This window comes from Thermoplasmatales archaeon (assembly GCA_014361195.1).
Classification (GTDB): domain Archaea; phylum Thermoplasmatota; class E2; order UBA202; family JdFR-43; genus JACIWB01.
In genome coordinates this window covers 161,299-183,168 of the sequence record JACIWA010000003.1, presented here as the reverse complement: position 1 = coordinate 183,168, position 21,870 = coordinate 161,299, and the positions used below count along the sequence as shown (strand labels likewise).

At 34.2% G+C, this 21,870-nt stretch carries 27 protein-coding genes and 1 tRNA gene; 13 read left to right on the top strand and 15 right to left on the bottom strand.

Annotated elements, in window-relative coordinates; genetic code table 11:
• Positions 1-84 precede the first annotated feature (84 nt).
• Positions 85-630, top strand: a complete 546-nt coding sequence (locus H5T44_03460; protein MBC7081284.1) for an inorganic diphosphatase — start codon at positions 85-87, stop codon at positions 628-630.
• On the opposite strand, the gene argF is transcribed toward H5T44_03460, so the two are convergent.
• Complete coding sequence (gene argF / locus H5T44_03455) at positions 605-1,501, bottom strand: ornithine carbamoyltransferase (GenBank protein ID MBC7081283.1); 897 nt, start codon at positions 1,499-1,501, stop codon at positions 605-607. The two genes, H5T44_03460 and argF, sit on opposite strands and share 26 nt — an antisense overlap.
• A 527-nt stretch (positions 1,502-2,028) precedes the next feature.
• Here argF and H5T44_03450 point away from each other — a divergent pair.
• Complete coding sequence (locus tag H5T44_03450; protein ID MBC7081282.1) at positions 2,029-2,934, top strand: ABC transporter ATP-binding protein; 906 nt, start codon at positions 2,029-2,031, stop codon at positions 2,932-2,934.
• A complete protein-coding gene (locus H5T44_03445) occupies positions 2,927-3,757 on the top strand; it encodes an ABC transporter permease (GenBank protein ID MBC7081281.1) in 831 nt (276 codons plus the stop codon). Before H5T44_03450 ends, H5T44_03445 begins: the two co-directional genes overlap by 8 nt.
• Here the strand turns inward: H5T44_03445 and H5T44_03440 are convergent.
• Genes H5T44_03440 through H5T44_03430 form a run of 3 tightly spaced genes read right to left on the bottom strand, consistent with a single transcriptional unit; the run spans position 3,738 to position 5,598 of the window.
• The gene (locus H5T44_03440; GenBank protein MBC7081280.1) at positions 3,738-4,580 is read right to left on the bottom strand and encodes a ribose-phosphate diphosphokinase; all 843 of its coding nucleotides are present in this window, start codon (positions 4,578-4,580) and stop codon (positions 3,738-3,740) included. The genes H5T44_03445 and H5T44_03440 overlap by 20 nt on opposite strands.
• Positions 4,581-4,607: 27 nt before the next feature.
• Positions 4,608-4,892, bottom strand: coding sequence for a lipoate--protein ligase family protein (locus H5T44_03435; GenBank protein MBC7081279.1), 285 nt, complete (start codon positions 4,890-4,892; stop codon positions 4,608-4,610).
• Positions 4,861-5,598 (bottom strand): lipoate--protein ligase family protein, encoded by a 738-nt coding sequence (locus H5T44_03430; GenBank protein MBC7081278.1) that lies wholly within the window; start codon positions 5,596-5,598, stop codon positions 4,861-4,863. The genes H5T44_03435 and H5T44_03430 overlap by 32 nt, the downstream gene beginning before the upstream one ends.
• Positions 5,599-5,644: 46 nt before the next feature.
• Here H5T44_03430 and trxA point away from each other — a divergent pair, with 46 nt between their 5' ends.
• Positions 5,645-6,028, top strand: a complete 384-nt coding sequence (gene trxA / locus H5T44_03425) for a thioredoxin (protein ID MBC7081277.1) — start codon at positions 5,645-5,647, stop codon at positions 6,026-6,028.
• On the opposite strand, the gene H5T44_03420 is transcribed toward trxA, so the two are convergent.
• Together H5T44_03420 and H5T44_03415 are read right to left on the bottom strand one after the other, a co-directional pair.
• Positions 6,023-6,616 carry a hypothetical protein gene (locus H5T44_03420; GenBank protein MBC7081276.1) on the bottom strand — a complete coding sequence of 198 codons (594 nt, stop codon included), beginning with the start codon at positions 6,614-6,616 and terminating at the stop codon, positions 6,023-6,025. The genes trxA and H5T44_03420 overlap by 6 nt on opposite strands.
• A gap of 23 nt (positions 6,617-6,639) precedes the next feature.
• Positions 6,640-7,440, bottom strand: coding sequence for a phosphatase PAP2 family protein (locus H5T44_03415; protein ID MBC7081275.1), 801 nt, complete (start codon positions 7,438-7,440; stop codon positions 6,640-6,642).
• 106 nt (positions 7,441-7,546) lie between these two features.
• Here H5T44_03415 and H5T44_03410 point away from each other — a divergent pair, with 106 nt between their 5' ends.
• On the top strand, positions 7,547-7,750 hold the full coding sequence (locus H5T44_03410; GenBank protein ID MBC7081274.1) for a hypothetical protein: 204 nt from the start codon (positions 7,547-7,549) through the stop codon (positions 7,748-7,750).
• A 15-nt stretch (positions 7,751-7,765) separates the two neighbouring features.
• On the opposite strand, the gene H5T44_03405 is transcribed toward H5T44_03410, so the two are convergent.
• Positions 7,766-8,029, bottom strand: a complete 264-nt coding sequence (locus H5T44_03405; protein ID MBC7081273.1) for a UPF0147 family protein — start codon at positions 8,027-8,029, stop codon at positions 7,766-7,768.
• A 62-nt stretch (positions 8,030-8,091) separates the two neighbouring features.
• On the opposite strand from H5T44_03405, the gene H5T44_03400 reads away from it, so the two are divergent.
• Positions 8,092-9,009, top strand: coding sequence for a caspase family protein (locus tag H5T44_03400; protein ID MBC7081272.1), 918 nt, complete (start codon positions 8,092-8,094; stop codon positions 9,007-9,009).
• On the opposite strand, the gene H5T44_03395 is transcribed toward H5T44_03400, so the two are convergent.
• Genes H5T44_03395 through purE form a run of 3 tightly spaced genes read right to left on the bottom strand, consistent with a single transcriptional unit; the run spans position 8,987 to position 10,998 of the window.
• Positions 8,987-9,622 carry a DUF115 domain-containing protein gene (locus H5T44_03395; GenBank protein ID MBC7081271.1) on the bottom strand — a complete coding sequence of 212 codons (636 nt, stop codon included), beginning with the start codon at positions 9,620-9,622 and terminating at the stop codon, positions 8,987-8,989. The genes H5T44_03400 and H5T44_03395 overlap by 23 nt on opposite strands.
• Before the next feature lies 1 nt (position 9,623).
• Positions 9,624-10,568 carry a glutamine-hydrolyzing GMP synthase subunit GuaA gene (gene guaA, locus H5T44_03390; protein MBC7081270.1) on the bottom strand — a complete coding sequence of 315 codons (945 nt, stop codon included), beginning with the start codon at positions 10,566-10,568 and terminating at the stop codon, positions 9,624-9,626.
• The gene (gene purE / locus H5T44_03385; protein ID MBC7081269.1) at positions 10,561-10,998 is read right to left on the bottom strand and encodes a 5-(carboxyamino)imidazole ribonucleotide mutase; all 438 of its coding nucleotides are present in this window, start codon (positions 10,996-10,998) and stop codon (positions 10,561-10,563) included. The genes guaA and purE overlap by 8 nt, the downstream gene beginning before the upstream one ends.
• A gap of 77 nt (positions 10,999-11,075) precedes the next feature.
• Here purE and H5T44_03380 point away from each other — a divergent pair, with 77 nt between their 5' ends.
• From H5T44_03380 to H5T44_03370, 3 genes are read left to right on the top strand one after another with little or no spacing between them, the layout of a single operon-like run.
• A complete protein-coding gene (locus tag H5T44_03380; GenBank protein ID MBC7081268.1) occupies positions 11,076-11,762 on the top strand; it encodes a glycosyltransferase family 2 protein in 687 nt (228 codons plus the stop codon).
• Positions 11,763-12,119 (top strand): endonuclease, encoded by a 357-nt coding sequence (locus H5T44_03375; GenBank protein ID MBC7081267.1) that lies wholly within the window; start codon positions 11,763-11,765, stop codon positions 12,117-12,119. It begins immediately after the preceding gene.
• A complete protein-coding gene (locus H5T44_03370; GenBank protein MBC7081266.1) occupies positions 12,110-13,126 on the top strand; it encodes a flap endonuclease-1 in 1,017 nt (338 codons plus the stop codon). Before H5T44_03375 ends, H5T44_03370 begins: the two co-directional genes overlap by 10 nt.
• On the opposite strand, the gene purL is transcribed toward H5T44_03370, so the two are convergent.
• The 3 genes from purL to H5T44_03355 are packed head-to-tail and all read right to left on the bottom strand — an operon-like array spanning position 13,123 to position 16,148.
• Positions 13,123-15,444: a phosphoribosylformylglycinamidine synthase subunit PurL gene (gene purL, locus H5T44_03365; GenBank protein MBC7081265.1), complete on the bottom strand. Its 2,322-nt coding sequence runs from the start codon at positions 15,442-15,444 to the stop codon at positions 13,123-13,125. The genes H5T44_03370 and purL overlap by 4 nt on opposite strands.
• Positions 15,437-15,691: a phosphoribosylformylglycinamidine synthase subunit PurS gene (gene purS / locus H5T44_03360; protein ID MBC7081264.1), complete on the bottom strand. Its 255-nt coding sequence runs from the start codon at positions 15,689-15,691 to the stop codon at positions 15,437-15,439. The genes purL and purS overlap by 8 nt, the downstream gene beginning before the upstream one ends.
• Positions 15,684-16,148: a hypothetical protein gene (locus H5T44_03355; GenBank protein ID MBC7081263.1), complete on the bottom strand. Its 465-nt coding sequence runs from the start codon at positions 16,146-16,148 to the stop codon at positions 15,684-15,686. Before H5T44_03355 ends, purS begins: the two co-directional genes overlap by 8 nt.
• A 68-nt stretch (positions 16,149-16,216) precedes the next feature.
• Between H5T44_03355 and H5T44_03350 the strand changes: the two genes are divergently transcribed.
• On the top strand, positions 16,217-16,369 hold the full coding sequence (locus H5T44_03350; GenBank protein MBC7081262.1) for a hypothetical protein: 153 nt from the start codon (positions 16,217-16,219) through the stop codon (positions 16,367-16,369).
• Between the two features lie 6 nt (positions 16,370-16,375).
• On the opposite strand, the gene H5T44_03345 is transcribed toward H5T44_03350, so the two are convergent.
• Positions 16,376-16,927 (bottom strand): UbiX family flavin prenyltransferase, encoded by a 552-nt coding sequence (locus H5T44_03345; protein MBC7081261.1) that lies wholly within the window; start codon positions 16,925-16,927, stop codon positions 16,376-16,378.
• Positions 16,928-17,231: 304 nt separating this feature from the next.
• Between H5T44_03345 and tuf the strand changes: the two genes are divergently transcribed.
• The 3 genes from tuf to H5T44_03330 all read left to right on the top strand — a co-directional run bounded on the left by tuf (position 17,232) and on the right by H5T44_03330 (position 18,969).
• Positions 17,232-18,521, top strand: coding sequence for a translation elongation factor EF-1 subunit alpha (gene tuf, locus H5T44_03340; protein MBC7081260.1), 1,290 nt, complete (start codon positions 17,232-17,234; stop codon positions 18,519-18,521).
• Positions 18,522-18,833 (top strand): 30S ribosomal protein S10, encoded by a 312-nt coding sequence (locus H5T44_03335; GenBank protein ID MBC7081259.1) that lies wholly within the window; start codon positions 18,522-18,524, stop codon positions 18,831-18,833. It begins immediately after the preceding gene.
• 50 nt (positions 18,834-18,883) lie between these two features.
• Positions 18,884-18,969: transfer RNA gene (locus H5T44_03330), tRNA-Ser, on the top strand.
• A gap of 64 nt (positions 18,970-19,033) precedes the next feature.
• Here H5T44_03330 and H5T44_03325 read toward each other — a convergent pair.
• Entirely contained in the window at positions 19,034-21,868 is a 2,835-nt protein-coding gene (locus tag H5T44_03325) for a DEAD/DEAH box helicase family protein (GenBank protein MBC7081258.1), read from the bottom strand.
• Between the last annotated feature and the right edge of the window lie 2 nt (positions 21,869-21,870).

Genomic DNA, 21,870 nt, shown 5'->3' with positions numbered 1-21,870 from the left:
ATTTCCAAAATTTATTTTTGTTATTTATGCATTTCGATGTTTCAAAATTTCAATAAAAATATATTAAATTTCATATTTATTTTCATGAAAAATTTGTGGCATGATGTAGAAACTGGGCAGAATCCTCCTGAAATAATTAATGTAATAGTCGAAAACCCGATGGGCTCTAGAAAAAAATATGAGTATAACAAAAAATACAATATAATAGAATTTGATAGAATAATATTTTCTCCTTTTCATTATCCAGGCGATTATGGATTTATACCTAGAACATATTGCAAGGATGGTGATCCTCTAGATGCTCTTATTTTAGTAACTGAAGCAAGCCACCCGATGGTGCTTATAAAGGTAAGACCTATTGCAGTTTTAAGAATGATAGATGAAAATAAGCCAGATGATAAAATAATTTCAGTTCCTTTAAATGATCCGAGATTTAATGATATAAAAGACAAGAGAGATTTATCAAAACATTTGCTTAGAGAGATACAGCATTTTTTCAAAGTTTATAAGGAGTTGGAGGGTAAGAAAGTTAAGATAAAGAAGTGGGGGGATGCAAAAGAGGCGAAAGAAATAATATTGGAGGCCATGAAGCTTTATAAAGAGCTTATTCAAAAATCCACTTCAATATAGCCATTTGCGCCCAAAGCCTGTTCCATGCTTCCTCAAATATTACTGATTGTTTTCCATGAGCAACTTCTTTCGTAACTTCATATCCATAATAGGCGGGCAAGCAATGTAAAAATATTGCATCTTTCTTTGCCTTCGCCATAAAAGCTTCATTAACAGTATAGCCCTGGAAATCTTTGATTCTCTCTTCTTTCTCATGCTCGTCACCCATCGAAATCCATGTATCTGTTGCAACAACATCCGCATCTGATGGCGAATTTTCATTCAATTCCTCTATCTCAAAAACCCCTCCTAACTCTCTCGCTTTTTTTACATATATCTCAGATGGCCAATATTTTTTTGGAGAAACAATCTTGACTTTCATCCCAGCAATTGCTCCTCCAAGCAGATAAGAATGAGCCATATTATTGTTTCCATCGCCTATATACACGAAATTTATGTCTTTCAATCTCCCTTTCTTTTCCTTTATTGTCATGAAATCCGCAATCACCTGGCAGGGATGCTCCGCATTATCGAGGGCATTTATAACAGGCACATTCGCATGTCTTGCTAATTCTTTCATACTTTCATGAGTATATGCTCTATAAACTATTACATCTACATATTTGCTTAGTACTTTTGCGGTATCCTCTATTGTTTCCCCTCTTCCAAGTTGTATTTCATTCTTACTTAAAAATATTGAATGCCCTCCTAATTTTTTAACCGCTACATCAAATGAAACTCTCGTCCTTGTTGAACTTTTTTCGAAAATCATCGCCATAATTTTTCCTTCCATTATTCTTTTGCAACCGTATTTTTTTATTTCTATGGCATCATTTATTATCCTCTCCAAATCATTTTTAACATCGAGCATTGATATCAAATCTTTCTTCATGTTAATGCAATTATTTAACATTATTAAATATTTTTGAATTAAAAAATACATGGACATTTCCCAGTTTTCCTATAGGAATAGAATAAAAGGTATTTCATTCAAAATATATATGGTAGAAAATGGTATGAGGAATCCTTCAATTGAAATAGATAGGAAGGCAAACCACTAACAATGAAGAAACAAGAAAAGATTTTCTCCATAAAAAGAGAAGGGAAAATTGGAATTATTTTAGAGCTAAATCATCACTTGTTTATGGTAAATTGATATAAAGGAAACAATATTTTCTCATTATTATAGATGATAATTCAGAATGTTTCACAATGCAATATTTATGAAAGAGTTTTTATTGAAAAAGTTTTCAAAAATATTCTTTTGTTGCTTTATTAATTTGTTGAATGACTTGCTGATCAATACTATATAAATATACGTGATTATCTTGCAAATGAAAAAGATGTAGCTGTCATTACAAATTTGGCTTTCATCACAAATCCCATAAAATTATATAGAAAAAAGCAATTTACCTGAAAATGATAGAAGTTAAAAATCTAAGGAAAACATATAACGGGCTTGTTGCGGTCAAAAATATTTCATTTGAGACTAAAAAGGGCGAGGTATTTGCCTTGCTGGGCCCAAATGGTGCGGGAAAAACAACAACAATAAAAGCAATTCTTGGCTTAATAAAAATTGATGAAGGAGAAATAAGGATAAACGGGATGGATATTTCTTCAAATGAGAGAGAGGTGAAAAAACTCATCGGATATTTGCCAGAATCACCTTCTTTTTATGAAAATTTAACAGCCCTCCAAACCCTAAAATTTTTTGCGGAGTTAAAAGATTTTGAAAAGGAGAAATGCGTTGAAATTCTGAAAGAAGTTGGGTTAGGCGACGCAATTAACAGGAAAGTCGGAGGTTTTTCAAAGGGAATGATACAGCGCCTCGGGCTGGCGCAATGCCTGATGGATTCTCCGCCCTTGCTAATACTTGATGAGCCAACGAGCGGGCTTGATGCACTTGGAGCATACGAGATAAGGAATAAAATAAGGAAAATGAAGGAAGAGGGAGCGACCATAGTTCTCTCCTCCCATGTTTTATCTGAAGTTCAGGAATTAAGTGATAGGGTTGCAATAATGAATAAAGGGAGTATAATTGCGATAGATAGTGTTGAAGAATTGAGTAAAAAATTAAAAATTCAGCCAAAATTGAAAATAAATGTTTCGAATCCATCGGAGAAAATGGTCAAAGTGGTAAAGGAACTGAATGGAGTAGAAGACGCAAAAATGGAGGGAAATATTATAGAGATAAAATGCTCATCTGAGACAAAGGCAAGTGTTATAAATGCGATTGAAAATGCGGGAGGAAAAATAATTGATTTCAAGACAGTTGAGCCTACCCTAGAGGAAATATTTGTTAAGATGGTGAAGAAAAATGAATAAAATTTTGGCGATAGCAAAAAAGGAATTCATGGATAACTGGAGAAATAAATGGATTATTGCCCTTTCCGCAATATTTTTAATTCTAACACTTGTTATTTCATATTTCAGCAAAGGCGAATGGCAGAGTCTTTCCGCAACAATAGTTGGTATGATGAGTTTTGTTGAATTTTTGATTCCTATACTGGGGCTTATGCTCGGATATGCAACTATTGCGGGAGAAAAGGAGCGAGGCTCACTTGCAATTGTTTTATCATATCCAGTGAAAAGATGGGAGGTATTGCTCGGGAAATTTTTGGGCCTTAGTTGCGTAATTGCATCATCAATTTTTATTGGTTTTGGGATCGCAGGAATTGTAATAGGAATGAATGTAAAAGAAGTTAAATGGATGGAATATTTTTCCTTTATAGCCCTTTCAATACTTTTAGGAATTGTTTATGTAGCAATCTCAATAATGATTTCTTCATTATTTAAAAAGAGGGCGACCGCCATGGGGGGAGCAATCTTCACATGGTTTCTCTTCTCAATGATATGGGGAATAATACTTTTTGGGTTGCTTATAATCATATATAAATCAAATCCCTTGCAGATTTTAAATGATAATTTTCTTGCTCCAAACTGGTTCTACATTTTAAGTGCTTTAAATCCAGTGAGTGCTTTTGAAAGTCTTGTATATTTAAATGTTACACCTTTAAGAGGAGGAGTTCCAATTCAAATTAATTATCCTTCTTTTTATAACAATACTTTTCTTTTTTCAATGCTCCTTATGTGGATTATATTATCTCTTGTATTAGCTTATCTGTTTTTCAAGAATAGAGATATTTAGAAATTTCGTTTGCAACACTAACCTCGCTATACTTTGTTTCTATTGTATCAGTTGATACAATCTTATTACATCCCGCATTTAATATTTTCTCATCCGCATTAGCTATAAATAGGCCGTGAATACATGCGGTATAAATTTCTTTTGCTCCCTGATTTTTTAGCATTTCGATTGCTTTTTTCATTGTTCCACCAGTAGATATTATATCATCTAAAACCAATGCTCTTTTTCCTTCTACATTCATATCTTTTAATTCCATGATTACTTCATTCTCACTTAATCTTTTTTTCCTGAAATAGTGATAATCGCAATTTAAAATTTCCGCACACTTTTTAGCAATTTCAATTGCCCCTTCATCCGGCGAAATTACCACATCTACCTTTCTATCAAAATATTTTGCAATTGATGGGGTTGCGTCGCAAATATTTACCTCTATACCAAAAAAATTTTTTATATGCTCCTTGTGAGGATTTACTAAAATTATCCTATCCGCACTTTCTTCAATCAATTTTGCAATTTTCTCCGCACTAATAGCTTCTCCTTTTTCAAATATTTTATCCTGCCTACCATACCCATAGTAAGGAATAACCATATCTATTTCTTTTGCAAATCTGCTAACCGCATCTTGAATTAAAAAAAGTTCAACTATATTTTCATCAGGATAGGTATTTTGTACAATTATTGCGTGATCAAACTCATCATCTATTCTAACATAGCATTCTCCGTCTGGAAATCTTTTCAAAAAAATATTTGCCATCTCTATTTTTGTCTTTTCAGAAATTCTTTTAGCCAAATTTTTGGAAGATGAGCCTGCAACTATTTTCATGAAATGAAATGTTAAATATATTTTTATTTATTTTGCATCCATTATTGCTTTTAAAAAATCCTCTATATCCGCTCCTATGATTTCTACTCCAGCAAAACTTTCATATAATGCTTTTCTTATTTCATTTTCTTCATATTTTATTCCTTTCATTTTCTCTTCAATTTCTTCAATCTTTTCTTCTGGATAAATAAAAAAATCTCCATGAAATTTTATATCTTCAATTATTGATTTACTTAATACTATTTTGCACTTGATTAATTTGCCATTTTTTACCTTAAACTCACCTTTTAAAATTCCATTCTTTGCTTGCATATTTTTCCTCCAGAATTTTTGCTAAATTTATTTCCTCCTCTTCAAATTCACCCTTATAAAAATCTATTTTCATGTTTTCAGCAAATCCATCAATTATTGCATCAATAATTTTTTCATTGCTCACGTATCCCAATTCTCTTTCTATAGAAGTAACTCTATCCTCAACCCTCTTTATTTCCTTATCACTTATTTTTTCCTTGCTTATTTTGAGAAGAGAAAACATTTTTTCAACATTTACTCTTACTAATATTGTTCCGTGCTGAAGAATTTTTTTATCCCTTTTCGTCTGAGCACTCCCTGAGATTTTTTTTCCATTAACAACTATATCATTTATTCCAGATAAACTCGCTCCTACCCCTATCTTATTCAATCCATTTGCAATTGAAGAACATATAACCCTGTATATATCAATCGTTCTCTCGGGCAAAAAATGGACGGGGGATACAAAAGAATAAGTTATCTCTCCCTCACAATCATGATACACCGCGCCCCCGCCAGTTATGCGCCTCACCACATCTATACCCTCCCTTTTGCATACAGGGATATTCACTTCCTCTTCTATGCTCTGGAAATAACCTATGGAAATTGCTGAAGGGTTCCATTTATAAAGGCGGAGAGTTGGTTTCCCAATCCTAAGAATTGCCTCATCTATTGCCATATTTGAAAAGGCACTTCTATGAGAATCTAATATCAGCCTGAAGTCCATGACATAATTTAGAATGGTTTTATATATTTCTTTTGATTTTACTGGCATGAGCGAGATAGATGAAATAAGGAGAAAAATTATAAAAGACATGATAAAGGAAAAGAAATTTGATGATAAACCAATTACTCTTACAGATAAAAATTTTGATGAAATTATTAAAAAATATCCTGTAATAGTAGTAGATTTTTGGGCTCCATGGTGTGGGCCTTGTAAGTTTTTCTCGCCTATTTTTGAAGAAGTTGCAAAAGAGATGAAGGGGAGGGCAATTTTTGGAAAAGTTAATACTGATGAAAATGAAAAATTATGCGAGAGGTTTGGGATAATGAGCATTCCCACTGTCTTGATTTTAAAAAATGGTGAAATTATTAATAGAAATGTTGGGGCAATGCCCGCAGATATGTTAAAGGAATGGATAGAAAATAATCTATAACCTTCTGAAAATTAAGTATATTATCAGCAGTCCTAAAAATATTGCAAATATTCCTATGGAGATAAAGATGGGATCGATACTCTTCTCATTTTCCTGAAATTCTACGAGCAAAAACTCATTTATCTTTGGCTTATATGAAGAATAATAGGTGTTGTTTTCGTATTTTATAGGGATATTTGCTCTTAAAAAGCTATCTGTTATTATTTTTATTTCAATTTGATCCGTTGGATATATTATCTTTTTCTCAAATTTCTTATCTATTAAATAATGCAATCTTACAATCAGATTTTTTCCTGGCAGTAAAACAATATCAAAATCTTTCAGGCAAATATCTATTGTATTGTTCCCCGCTTCATATTTAAATCTTTTTCCTTCAATTGATACCTCTGCATCAATTGAGCAAATCCATATTTTTATATTTTCAGTATAAATTTTTTTACCTATGTTCTTAAAATTTATATCCTCAAAAACATCTTTTCCTTTTATCAAAATTTCTTCATTTGCAATGCCTATATTCTCAACTTCTTTTTCATCCGCCAAAGTAATTGATATAAGCATTATGAACAGGAAACAAATTATTTTTTTCATTAGATAATAGAGTTTTCTTAAATTTAAAATTTTCCTATAATTTTGTCAAAAAATTTGCTCGCTTTTTCATTTTTTGCGATGAAATAAGATGAGATGCCGAGTATTAAACCAGAAAAAATATCCATCAACCAGTGTATTCCAAGATAAAGAATGACAAAGGGCATAAAAATTGTTGTGAAAAATACTAAAATTTTATATCTTTTCATATTTGGATGAGAAAAAACAATAAGAGAAAGGGGAACAAGAACACTTATATGGCCACTTGGAAAATTATCAGTTAATCTATCCGCAAGGAGGACGAGTGACATATAATTTGGATTTGAATATAATATTGGCTTTACCTCAGGATATGAAGATGTAACACTCACATTAAAAAAGAGATAGAAAGGAACAAGTACTAAGTAGTTTATCAATATTGCATATGTTGAAATCTTTGCAAAATTTTCTTCTCCTCTCAAAATAAAAATAATGGGGGTGAAGATAATTACATACATGAATGATACAAGATAAAATACAGAGACAAAATGAATGAAAAAATTGTTATTAATTAAATTTTGTAAAAAAACTATATGAGAGGTTCCTTCAATTCCATATATCAGGGGTGTAAAATCGCGACCTATTGAAAAATTATCCTGCAATATATTCTCAATTTTTATCATAACCATAACAAATATGAGTATGATTAAATAGCCCATCCCATCTTTAACTCTCCTATAACATGTTTTCCTTGATATTTTTCTTTCCTCGTCAAATATCAATATTCCAATGCACATCAGAACCAACAATAAGGATATATACCATAGCAATGCCTTTACTATCAACATTTAAACGGGTAATTGAAAAATGATATAAAATCCTTTTTAAGCTTATCCCTGAAAATATCGAAGGGTTTAAATTCTCCTATTACATATCTATAAGGAGGCGATAAAAATGGCCTACGAATACATAAGCAAGAAAAACAAAAAGAAATACACACTTTATACAAGAGATGTTACACTGAAAGGGGGGAAAAAGCAAACAATATACTTCTTTAGCTCAGGAAAACCAAAGAGTGGCAAACAATGCGACATGCCCCCCGGCTACACAGTGGTAGAAAACCCAAGGACTGGCTTGCCATTCTTGAAGAAAAAATAAACCTCTTCCCTTTTTTTATTTTATTTTTGCTGAAATGCTTTCCAGAGCACCCATTATATTCCAGATCGCGGTTCTACCATGAATAGGTGTATTTGGGTCATTTGCTACTTCATCCAGGATAGAGATAGCGGATGCTATTTTAACATCTAAGCTTTCATCCTTTCTATTAAGAGCATCCATCGCTTCTTTTGCCCCTCTCCTAACATTTCTTGGGACAGATATATCTTCTGATAGTTCTTCGAGCATCCTATATACATTCTTCAATTCATCGCTTTTCATATTATCACCCTGTAAGTATTGTAATGTAACATTTATAAAAAATTTTTGGGTAAAATATTTAAATGGGATTTGTGTTTAGTATAGTGATAAAAATGAATAAAATATTGGCTATATTTTTAGTTGTAATAATGCTTTGTGTTAGCATGACATATAGTGAAAAAAGCAATGATACAAATTTTAAGGCAAGAATATACATGGAAACAAGAAAGGTTGTTCCGTTATATACAGAAGAAGGTGTTATATTAGATATAAATGATGGTGAAGTTGTAAATTATGAAAATTTTGCCAGGATTGCAAAATCTGATAAAATTGAAACAACAGATATAACACCAAAAGCCACCACGGGAGATGGAGTAATTAGGAAATGGGCTCTCTGCATAGGAATATCAGATTATGAAGGAACATCAAATGATTTGAATTATTGCGATGATGACGCTGTGGATTGGAAAAATTTCCTACAGGGAAAGGGATATAGTGTAACAATCATCTTAGACAGCCAGGCGACCGCAACCAACATAGATAATGCAATAAATCAGCTACTTGCAAATGAAGATGCGGATGACTATGTGGTATTTACATATTCAGGTCATGGAGCAAGATATAGAAAATATGGATCATGTATGATTTCACATGACATGTATTTGATGACAAACAGCTGGTTTGTATCAAAATTCAGCAGTGCGGATTCATCACACATCTATTTTGCATTTGATGCATGTCAAATAGGAGATTTTCAGAAAGCGGTTATAACAAACAGACTTGGGGCTTTTGCAAGCAATAAACAATATTCATATGATGGAGATTCAACAATGAAAAATGGAGTATTTACATACTATCAAATGGAAGGGTGGAATTTCTATAATAATTTTGAGCAAGATTCTGCATATGCGGTGCAAAAAATGAAGGAGTGGGCAAAGAAGTATGCAATAAAAGTAGATCCTTTCTATGTGGACAACTTCACTGACTACATGTATCCATAATTTTCTTAGCCCATTCTAATTTTTTTCTTTTAATTTCTAATTTTTTCCCTTCTTTTTTAATTGGATTTGAAAGATTAAACCCGATTAAATTTATTCTCTTTGCATTGAAATGCTTTGCAATACAATATGCCCTATCTCCATCTGTAAACCCACCAAAGTTATAAACACTTCCATGAGGTTTTGATTGAGTTGTTATCATTATAATTCCTTTAAATTTTGTTAAATATTTTTTTATTAGCTCTATATTATCTCCGTGAGCATGGACTATCACTAGGCTCCCATTTTCATTTGCTTTTAATATATCTTCCATATTTCCATCTAGATCAGTTACTATTATATCTGGATAAATTCCATTTTTTATCAAAAAAGATGTTGTTTCATCCGCAGAAATTATTAATCCCTCAATTTTCTTTATATCCTCCCCAGAAATTGCTGCACCACATACACTTACAACCCTTCCTTCAATAATATCTCTTAAATAATTTTCATCCGCCTTTTTATTTTTTGAGGATAATTCTTCCGCAATTTTGGCACTTTCTTCATCTTTTTCCTTGTTATAACCAAAATCTTCTAAAATTTCTTTATATATATTTTCCCATTTTTCCCATTCCATTTTATTCCCATTCAATTGTTGCTGGTGGTTTGTTTGAAATATCATATACAACTCTATTCACATCCTTTATTTCATTCACTATTCTGCTCGCAATTTTTTCAAGAAGCTCGTGAGGCAATTTTGAATAGCTCGCACTCATTGCATCAGAAGAATCAACACTTCTTATAGCTATTGTATAACCATAAGCTCTTCTATCACCATGAACCCCAACACTTCTAACAGGCAATAAAACCGCAAAATATTGCCAAGGTTTTGCCATATTTCTCTCCTTGCAAAAATTTTCTATTTCTTCTTCAACAATTTTGCATGCTTTCCTAACAATTTTTATTCTTTCCTCATTTACTTCTCCTAATATCCTTACCGCAAGCCCTGGCCCAGGAAATGGCTGTCTTTCATGAGTCTCTATCCCAAGATATTTTGCAACTTTTCTTACCTCATCCTTGTATAGCTCTCTCAATGGCTCAATTATCTTAAAGCTTATTTTCTCAGGCAATCCAGCAACATTATGGTGACTCTTTATTCTATCCCTGACCCCTCCTCCACTCTCAATCCAATCTGGTGCAATTGTGCCCTGAATTAAATATTCCGCATTTTCTTTTTTTGCAATTTCTTCAAATATTCTTATAAACTTTTCCCCTATTATTCTCCTTTTTTCTTCGGGATCAACGACGCCTTTTAAAGCACTTATGAAATCTTTGCTTGCGTCAACAAAAATGAAGTTTATATCCTTCCCTTCATAAAATTTCCTAACTTCTTCACTTTCTCCTTCTCTCATTAAGCCAGTATCAACATGAACCGCAATCAAATTTTTCCCGAGAGCAATGCTCCCTATTTTTGCAGCAACCGCAGAATCAACCCCACCAGATACCGCAATTATTGCCTTCCCTTTAACTTCCCTCCTAAGCTTCCCAACCGCTTCCTCAACAAACTCCTTTTCATCAAGCATATTTCTCCCTCGCTCTTTTTCTTTCCTCCTCAAGCTTTTCCACAAGCCCTTCATACTTTAGAGCAAGAATCTCCACCGCAAGCAGGGCAGCATTTTCTCCTCTATCAAGCCCCACCGCAGCGACAGGCACGCCCGGCGGCATCTGCACAATTGAAAGAATGGCATCCAAGTTGAGCTTTCCTGAGACTGGCACACCTATAACCGGCTTTGTTGTAAGGGAGGCAATACTTCCTGGAAGGGCTGCTGATAGGCCAGCGATCGCAATAAATATATCCGCGTCACTTTCTGCAATTTCTTTTATCTTTTCGGGTGTTCTGTGAGCGGAGGCGAATACCATTTCATATGGCACACCAAATTTTTCAAGGACTTCTGCAGCTTTTTTTCCAATGCCTTCATCACTTGGCGAGGCCATAACTATCATTACTTTCATAAAAATAAAAGATGGGAAGAATAAAAATCTTTTCAGCAAAAACCAAAAAAATATAAGTTAGTCATATTATCTTGATAATGAAAGTTAGCTTTGTTATACCCGCACTAAATGAAGAGAAAGGAATAGGAAGGACAATTGATAAAATCAACAAGGAAGAATTTAAGAAAAGAGGAATGGATGTAGAAATTATTGTAGTTGATGGAAATTCAAAAGATGCGACAAGAGAGATTGCAAAAGAAAAGGGGGCAAAAATAATAATTGAGCCAAGAAAGGGATATGGAAGAGCATATAAAACAGGGTTGAGTAAAGCAAGCGGGGAAATAATAATTACAGGGGATGCAGATGCAACCTATCCCTTTGAAATTGCCCATGAATATGTTGATATCCTGCTTAAAGAAAATCTTGATTTTATAACAACAAACAGGTTTGCTGGGCTTGAGAAAGGAGCAATGTCTTTTAAGCATCTCATCGGGAATTTAATTCTATCATTAACCCTCCGCATTTTATACGGGCTAAAAATAAAAGATTCCCAATCTGGGATGTGGATAATAAGGAAGGATGCAATTAAAAAAATAAAAAACATAGAGGAATTTAGTGATGGAATGGCTTTCTCTGAAGAAATAAAAATTGAAATGTTTAAAAAAGCAGGGGCTAAAGAAATAGATTCTTTTTTATATGAAAGGGAAGGAAGGGCAAAAATACAATCATGGAGGGATGGATGGAACAATCTTATATATTTATTTAAAAAAAGGATGGGTGAGTAAATGGATCCTTTTGTTTATATCTATGTATTTCTTATTGGTCTTCTATTTGGTTTTCTTGCGGGAGTTATATATATCTACAGAAAAGTTGTATATCCTTTAAAGAAGGATAAGAAAAGTATTTCTATATTGCACGGAAAAATCATGGAGCAATTTGCACCATTTATGAAAAATTATCCCTATGAAACAAAAAAATTCAGATTTATTGGCTCTCCAATAGATGGAATACAGTTTGAAGATGATAAAATTATATTCGTTGAGTTCAAAACTGGAAATAGCAGATTAAGCGAGGAGGAAAAAAGAATAAAGGAACTTGTTGAAAGAAAAAAGGTTGAATGGTTTGAGGTAAAATGGGAGTAAATTTAAAGCCATTTATATCTGCAAGGAAAATAGAAATTTCTGATCTATCTGGAAAAATAATTGCAATTGATGCATTTAATGCAATTCATCAGTTTATTGCAATAATTCGCCAGATAGATGGTACATCACTTAAAGATAGAAAAGGAAATATAACTTCTCATCTATCAGGAATTTTTTACAGAACCGCAAATTTTGTTGAATATGGAATAAAACCTGTATATGTTTTTGACGGAGAACCACATCCTTTAAAATTAAGGGTTTTGAAAAAGAGGAAGGAAATAAGGGAGACTGCAAGAGAAGAATGGGAAGAGGCATTAAAAGAGGGAGATATTGAAGAAGCTCTTAAAAAAGCAAAGAGAAGTGGAACAATAAATGAGAAAATAATAAACCAATCTAAAGAATTGCTTCATTACTTGGGCATCCCTTATATAGAGGCAAAGGGCGAGGGGGAGGGGCAGGCTGCTTACATGAATATGAGGGGTGATGTTTATGGAGTTGCCTCTCAGGATTATGATTCAATTCTTTTTGGAGCTAAAATGCTGATAAGAAATCTTGCTATTACTGGAAGGAGAAAATTATCGAATAAGCGGATATATGTAGATGTTTATCCTGAGGAAATATTGAGTGAGAGAATTTTTGAAGATAATGGAATAACCAGGGAGCAAATTGTGGATATAGCGATTTTAATTGGCACAGACTTTAATGAAGGAGTGGAAGGAATAGGGCCTAAAAAGGCTTTGAAACTAATAAAGGAGCATGGTTGCATAGAAAATTTGATAGAAAAAAATATTTTGAATATAGAAGGATATGAAGAGGTGAGGAAAATATTTCTCGAGCCAGATATAAATCCAGATTATAACTTAGAATGGAGTGAAATAGATGAGAAAGCAACAATTAGTTTTATGTGTGATGAGCATGATTTTAATAAGGAAAGAGTTATTAATGCAATTGAGAAGTATAAGAACTTTGCAAAGAAACTGAAACAAAAAAATTTATTTGATTTTTAACCCATTTCTTCCCACAATTTTTTATTCCATATTTCATACAAAAATTTCTTATCCATGTTTATAAATTCTTCTATTTCATCTCCATCATAAATAACAAGATTTTTCCCTTTTACATTTCCTATTTTATATATTTTTAATCCTTCAAAAAGGTTTTTAAAATCTTCTTCCTTATCTTTTCTAACTTCAACAATCCATCTCGTATTACTTTCAGAAAATAGCTTGAAATCTGTCCTTAAATTTCCTAAAGAATATAAGCATATTTCCGCTCCCTTTCCTCCCGTAACCATTTCCGCAATAGCAATTGCAATCCCCCCATTTGATACATCATGACAGGCCTTTATATAGCCCTTATCAATTGCCCTAACAACTTTACTCATGCTTATTTTCAAAACTTTTGCATCACTCCTCGGCACTTTACCCGCATCAATTCCAAGAGCTTGATAATACTCACTCCCACCCATCTCCTTTTTTGTCTCTCCTATCAAATATATTGGATTTCCCTCTTCCTTTAAGTTTGTTGTCGCGCATTTCCTAACATCTTTTAAAATTCCAACCCCCATTATCGCGGGCGTCGGCGCAACCGCACCCGCTGTGCTTTCATTATACAGGCTAACATTTCCTGAAACATATGGAATACCTAATTTTTTACCCATATCATACAGAGCTCTTATTGCTTCAATAATTTCTCCCATTCTTTCGGGATTTTCAGGGTTTCCGAAATTAAGGCAATCCGCAAATGAATTTATTTTTGCTCCAACAGATGCTATATTTCTGCAGGCTTCATCTATAGCAGATGTTGTGCCCCAGTAGGGATTCAATTCAGTAAAATACGGATTTATATCTATTGTTATAGCAAGCCCCTTAAATGATTCCTCCAGTGGCTTAATAACGACTGCATCTGAATGAGTTTGCGAGAAAAATTCTCCATGCAATGGCTTAACAACTGTTGCTCCCTTTACTTCAAAATCATATTGCCTTATCACCCATTCTCTGCTTGAAACATTATATGATGAAAGAATTTTTGTAAATATATCCTGTAAATTTGGCATTGGAAATTCAATATCTTCCTTTTCTTTCTCACATGGCTTAACATAATTTCTTACATATTCAACCCCTCCTACCTGAAAAGCAAGATCAATTTCCCCTACTTTCTGTCCCTTGTAAAAAATTTTAATCTTGGGCTCATCTATAACTTTTCCAATTGCAACCGCATCAATATCCCATTTTTCAAAAATTTTCAAAACCTCATCAACATTTTCCCTCTTAACAACAAGAAGCATTCTCTCCTGCGATTCTGAAACCCATATCTCCCACGGCTTCATATTTTCCTCTCTTAAAGGCACTCTATCGAGATAAACTTCCGCACCCTTTCCTCCTTCATAGGCAATTTCACTGCAAACGCAGGAGAGCCCGCCCCCGCCCATATCCTTCATGCCCTCCACCAGTCCTTTTTCAACACATTCCAAGCAGGCGTGTATTAAAGGCTCTTTTGTTACTGGATCGCCGAGCTGAACAGCTGTTATTTCTTCCTCCATTTCTTCGTCAAGCTCCTCTGATGCAAAAGTAACTCCATGTATTCCATCCCTACCAGTTTTCCCGCCCGCATATATATAAATATCTCCCGGGTTCTTTACACTACTGTGAATAAGATGCTCTTTTTTCATAATCCCTATGCAACCTACATTTACAAGACAATTTCCTAAATAGCTATTGTGAAAATATACCTGCCCCGCTACTGTTGGAATTCCAACCCTATTTCCATAATCTCTTATCCCCTCAACAACTCTCTTAAAAAGATATCTTGGATGTTTTACTCCCTGCGGAAGCTTTTCATATTCAGTATCCAGCTTTCCAAAAAATATTGCATCTATAAGAGCCACTGGCTTTGAGCCCATGCATAAAACATCTCTTATTATCCCCCCTATACCAGTCGCAGCCCCCCCATAAGGCTCAACAGCGGATGGATGGTTATGACTTTCCAGGGCAATTGAATAATAATGACGGGCATCAAATTTCATTACCCCTGCATCTTCTCTTGCAACAATTTTATTTTTTCCTATCCTATAAAGATATTTTCTTAACCAGTATTTTGATGATTTATAACAGCAATGCTCGCTCCATGCCTGAGCTATTGCTTCAAGCTCCAAATCAGTTGGCATCCTATTTTTTTTCCTAAAATATTCCCTTATTTTTTTCATTTCTTCAAGATTTAGAGCTAACTTCATTGATTTACTTATTTCTTCAAGATGGTTGTCATCTGCATCTAATATATTTATTCTGCATACATAACCATCTTCAATAAATAGATGCTCACTCATCCACGCCCTCTATCTTTATTGAATATTCATTAACCACAGGATTTGTAAGTAATTTTTTGCACATTTCCTCCACTTCTCTTAATGCATCTCTTTCATTTTCTTCATCAATCAATATTTCTATTATTTTGGATGTTTTTACATTTTTTACATTTTTAAAGCCAAGTAAATTCAAAGCTTTTGCAATATTTTTCCCTTCGGGATCAACTATTCCTTTTTTTAATTTTATTTCAATCCTTGCTTTAATCATTTATTATCCCTTTTGCATGACAATGAGGACAAACATATTCAAAAGGTCTCTCTCCAGAATAAAATATCTCCGCTTCTTTTCCGCAATTTGAGCATTCTATAAAAATGCTAATACCTTTCAAAGTTTTTCCTTTTAGCGCGCCTTCATTTCCACAATTGGGGCAAATGTAATTCAGCGGTCTTTCTCCAGTATCAGATATATCAAATTTTGTTTTGCAATATCCACAAACAACTTTTTTTATTTTCTTTGGAATTTCCTCCTTTTTCTCCCTTTCTATCATAAATAAAATTTCAATTAAAATCAGTGCAATGTAAAGGAAAATTCCGATTATGCTCCAAACTTTCAAAGAAATTGGCAAATTTAAATCAGTGAAAAACTCAAGAAATGCCCATAAGATTAGCCATACAAAATAAACAATTGCAATAGTTACAACCGCAAGCAAGCCTTTTTTGCCCATATGGAAGTTATTTTTTATCCGTATATAAATTTTAGGCAGGTTTTTTTATATCGGTTGTTTTATTCACAATGACAAAATATTGCCCTAAATGTGGCTCGAGTAATATTGACTGGATTATACCACAAGATAGGAGTAAATGGAAGTGCAAGGATTGTGGTTATATAGGGGCTTTGATAATTGAAGATGGAGAGCTTGCTGAAGAAATTAAGAAAAGAAAATAATTAAATTTATTTCCACCTTTTATACAAATCATTCTTTATCCCTAGTTGATCCATTATTTTTCCTACAATAAAATTTACCATTTCATCAACACTTTTTGGCTTTATATAAAATGCGGGCATTGCAGGAAGAATTATAACCCCTAATCTATTGAGTTTCAGCATATTTTCTAGATATATCGCATCAAGAGGTGTTTCTCTTGGAACAAGAATCAATTTCCTCCCTTCTTTTAAACAGCAAATTGCACTCCTTATTATTAAGTTAATAGCCAATCCGTTAGCGATAGCGGATAGAGTTTTTCCACTGCACGGGCAAACTATCATTGCATCATATTTAGCTGACCCACTAGCAATTTCTGCGGTAATTTCATTTTCGCTAAATGTTTTGTCCGCTTTTTTGCTTATTTTGTTAAGCCCATAATCTGTTTCTTCCTCTATTAACTTTTTGCCCGTATCACTAATTATCAAATAAACAAAGTTATTTCTTTTTTTTAATTCCTCCAATAGCCTAATACCATATAAAACACCGCTCGCCCCAGTTATTGCAACAATGAATTTCATCAGAGAAAAAATAATAAAAGATATAAAGATTTTGGGCTTACAAAATAACCATAAATGGACATCATTTCCAAGTTTTCCTATAGAGATGAAACAATAGATAAGAAAGCAAACCATTAACAATGAAAAAACATGAAAAATTTGAATTGTTTTAAATCAAACGGGAAATGGATGTAAAGGTTAGAGCGGAATAAAAAAATATGGAAAACCAAGAAAATACTTGTGGATAATGAAAAAGATATAGCTGTCATTACAGCAGGAAAAAAAATATATATACAATGACTTATTTACGCTAAGGTGGTTAAAAATGCCAGCACAAAAACCCCATTTAAATCTGGTTACAATCGGGCATGTTGATCATGGAAAATCAACACTTGTAGGAAGACTGATGCTTGAGACAGGGCAAGTTGATACCCATGTAGTCCAAAAGTACATGGAAGAGGCAAAATCATTGGGTAAAGAGTCTTTTGCACTTGCTTGGGTAATGGATAGACTAAAAGAGGAGAGGGAGAGAGGCCTAACTATAGATGTTGCCCACCAGCGCTTTGACACAGACAAATATTACTTCACAATTATTGATGCGCCGGGCCACAGAGACTTCGTGAAGAACATGATTACAGGAACAAGCCAGGCAGATTGTGCAATTCTTGTCGTATCTGCAGCACCTGGTGAGGGCGTGATGGCGCAAACAAAGGAACATGCATGGCTCGCAAGAACACTCGGTGTGCCCCAGATTGTTGTCGCCATAAACAAGATGGATGCGACTCAACCTCCTTATAGCAAGCAAAGATATGAAGAAGTGAAAGCGCAGGCGGAAAAATTACTCACCAGTGTTGGATATAAGGATGTAAAATATATTCCTGTATCTGCATGGAATGGAGATAATGTAAAGGAGAGGAAAAAATTAGAATGGTGGGACGGACCAACATTGCTAGAAGCTATTAATGAATTCAAAGTTCCTCCAAAACCAATTGACAAACCATTGAGATGGCCAATACAGGATGTTTACTCCATTACAGGTGTAGGAACAGTTCCAGTTGGAAGAGTTGAAACAGGAGTAATGAAACCAGAGGATAAACTCATTTTCCTACCATCCGCTCAACCAAAAGGAGTGGTTGGGGAAGTTAAATCAATAGAAATGCATCACGAAACAATTCCTCAAGCGGTGCCTGGAGACAATATAGGAGCTAATATAAGAGGAATAAGCAAAAAAGATGTAAGGAGAGGAGATGTTGCGGGGCATGTAGATAATCCTCCAACAGTAGCAAAGCTATTTACCGCTCAAATCATGGTATTGAATCATCCTTCGGTTATAACAGTAGGATATACACCCGTATTCCATTGCCACACCGCACAGGTAGCTTGCAGGTTTGAAGAGCTGGTTAAGAAGATTGATCCAAGGAGCGGAGAAGTTAAAGAAGAAAATCCACAAATGCTAAAAACAGGAGATGCTGCTGTTGTTAAAATAAGACCAACTCGCCCAATGGTTATAGAAAGGGCAAAAGATTTCCCAGAGCTTGGAAGATTTGCAATTCGTGATATGGGTCAAACAGTGGGAGCGGGGGTATGCATAGAAGTTGATGAGAAACTGATGTAAATGACACAGATAGCAAGAATAACACTCACTGGCACAGACGCAAAAAAAATAGATGAAGTATGTTCTCAAATTAAAAAAATCGCGGAGAAAACTGGAGTGAGAATGAAAGGGCCAATACCATTGCCAACAAAAAGACTTATTGTTCCTTGCAGAAAAAGTCCAGATGGAGAGGGCTCAGAAACATGGGATCACTGGGAAATGAGAATTCACAAAAGACTGGTTGAAATAGATGCCCAGGATAGAGCATTGCGCCAATTAATGCGAGTGCAAGTTCCAGATGGAGTTAATATAGAGATAATTCTTAAATCTTAACCCTTTAAATTTTTATATTCTTTTTTATTTATTTTTGCTTTGCTTACTTTGCTGAGGTAGCCAAGCGGACTACGGCGCAGGCCTTGAGAGCCTGTGGAGCTTACGCTCCTCGTGGGTTCAAATCCCACCCTCAGCGCCTACCAAAATATTGAAATTTTAAGAATTTTTCAACTCTCGTAGCTCATCCTTCTTTTTTTAATTTAAGCAATGCTACTCGTATCGTCTTCTTTACAATCTTTAAGATTATCTTTTCCATCCCAGTCTCCTTCTCTTAGGTATAGGTATATCCATGTCTCGCCTGTACTTTTACTTACAGCCTCGCACCATTTTTTAGCAGCGATATTTTTATCTGAAATTTGAATCTCCTCTCTTCCTTTAGTTTCTACAATGTAAAGACCGTTCTTACTCTTTACTATAAAATCAGGATAAAACTTTCTCCATTTCCTCTCTCTTGAGTCGTAGTAGACGATCCCCAGCCCTACTTTATGAGGAATGTTTTTTATAAACGATATTACATCTCTAGCTCTTGTTAGAAAATTTACAAAATCTCTTTCCATATCATTATCTACTGGAGAGGAAGGGATCCTTTTCTCTTCATTGTCTTCGTAAATAATCCTTACAAATAAGCTCTTTTCAGAATCCACAAAATCTTTAGTCCAAGGAAAACTTTCCAGTTCTTCCACTTTAATAGTTTGTTTTAATTCCGCATCTATTGAGAATATAGGATTTTCTATAAGAGGTCTGGCGATATTTATAATATTTTTCTTTATCTCCAAGTACCAACCTTTTGTAGACAGAAATCTCAGCACATCATCGTTTAGTTCGACAGGTTGGTTAAAAAGTTTTTCTGTAATATATTTTTCAAGAATATTCACCAGTAAATTAAAGGAATTGGGTAATGGGATTTCTTCCTGCAATTCTCTTGCCAAACGGGTTAATCCAATAATAGGAATATCATAAAGTGGTGTTTCAATCTGCCCTTCATCTAAAGTTTGCCCCTTCAAGTCAATAACTTCATATTCATACTTTTTCTTAAACTCATCAATTTCAGATAACTCAAAAACATTTGAAGGCAATTTTGAAAAAATTTCATCGACTATGGCTTTAGTATCTATATTTTCTTCGAAAGAAAGAAACTCTGCTTTTGGTATTTCGAACCTAAATTCCTCTGGAGCATCCGCTCTCGGATTAAAAGATACAAAAAATTCCTCTGGAGCATTAGGAATCTTTATGCCCTCGAGTTGCTCAAGATTATCAAGAACTTTTAAAAGATTAGGAGGTCCGACAATTTCTAGTATGTTAACCCATTTCTCAGTATCTATCCCATCCTGAGGGAAGAGCTTCCTCAATCCTCTTCCTATAACCTGTTCAGGAAGAATTTCTCTTTCTGATGCATAGGATCTCAATCCAAGAATAACGGTAACCGAACGAACATCCCATCCCTCATTTAACATCATAACACTAGATATAACCTCTATTGGATTTTCTGGATCATCAAGCCATCTCACAAGTTTAACCGCCTGTTCTTTATCGATTTCTTTCTCTTCCCCATTAATCCTAATCCTTGAAACTATTTCTCTTCCTTTTTGCTTTAGTTTTGTTTTCCATTCATCAAGCTCAGAATGAATAAGCATCATATTCGATGAATTTATGTCAGGTTCTTCAAGCAATTTCTCATAAATTGCTTCTGCACTTGATATTTCATCTGCCATTATGAAAAGAACAGATTTTCTTCCAAGCTCTCTCAGTTTTTCCTTATGTTTTCTCCATCTCTCTAACGCTGCTCTGATATACGGCATAAAATCCTCTATTGAAAATCCTTTCTTGATAGGTGGAGCATCATGCACAATAACTTTCGCAGGGTATTTCACAATTCCTGTCTGTAAAGCCTCCCGCAGCGAAAAATCCACAATTATCCATGGAAATAAAGCACCTCTCTCATCTTTAGGTGTGGCAGTAAAATCGAGCTCCATAAATATTCCTTTAGAATGAGTAGTCATCAAAGCTTCGTGCAAATCCCATAAGTAGTTTTGCCATCTCGCTTCTTCTCTATGTATATGATGGGCTTCATCCTTTAAAATCATCAGATTAGGGTAGTTATTGAGAATTTCCCACAACCTTATCGATTTTGCCTTGTAAGGTTCCTTACCAGGAGAAGGAATATCAAATAATGTTGTTATGATATCTTCCCTTTTAGTCTTCTTCTCTATAAACCCTATTTGATGTATGTTTGTCACAAATATTACACTTTCATCATCTGGGGGTGGGAACCTATCTGCATTTGAGAATGCATCTCTTGTGATAACTTGGACTTTAAAATCTCTCTTCCAGTCCTTTGGTATGAGCTGGAATTCTTCATAGATTGATAGATCTTCAAGATCTTTTCTGAGTCTATCATAAACTATTATATTTGGTGCAACAAAGAGGAAGAATCTGGTGTATTTTTCTTTATCCTCATAAAGATAATTGAAGAAAGACCATACGGTAAGCAAAGCCATTACAAGTGTTTTGCCCGAGCCCGTTGCCATTCTAAAGGCATATCTGGGATATTTGTCATATTCTCCATATCCTGATAGTTTAAAAGCGCCAAATTCCTTCAAAAGTTCACTCACTTTTGTAATTCCCTTAACTTCATAAAGATAGATTAATGCCTCAACAGCTTCCCTTTGGGAAAACCAGAACACCTTATCTCTTGGTTGTTCAAACCAGAAATTTAGTAAATATCTTGTTGTCTCTGTGACATCAGGATAACCTTTTTCCCTCCATTCCTTAATCTCTAACCTTAAATTATTTACACAAACAGCCTCTGACGGAAATCTTGCATAAGGATTCCCTTTCTTTCTCTGGTCGTTCGCCCATGCTATACCGTTACAGATATATTCTTCGAATTTCCTTTTAACGTTATCAAGATAAGGATCATCAATTTTTATCCTGATAGGATATGGGTGGAGGATAGAATCTGGGGGCACAAAAGTTATGTCGGAGGGTGGTTTTTTAACCTCAAATAGAAATTCATTCACTCTCTTTCTTGCCATCT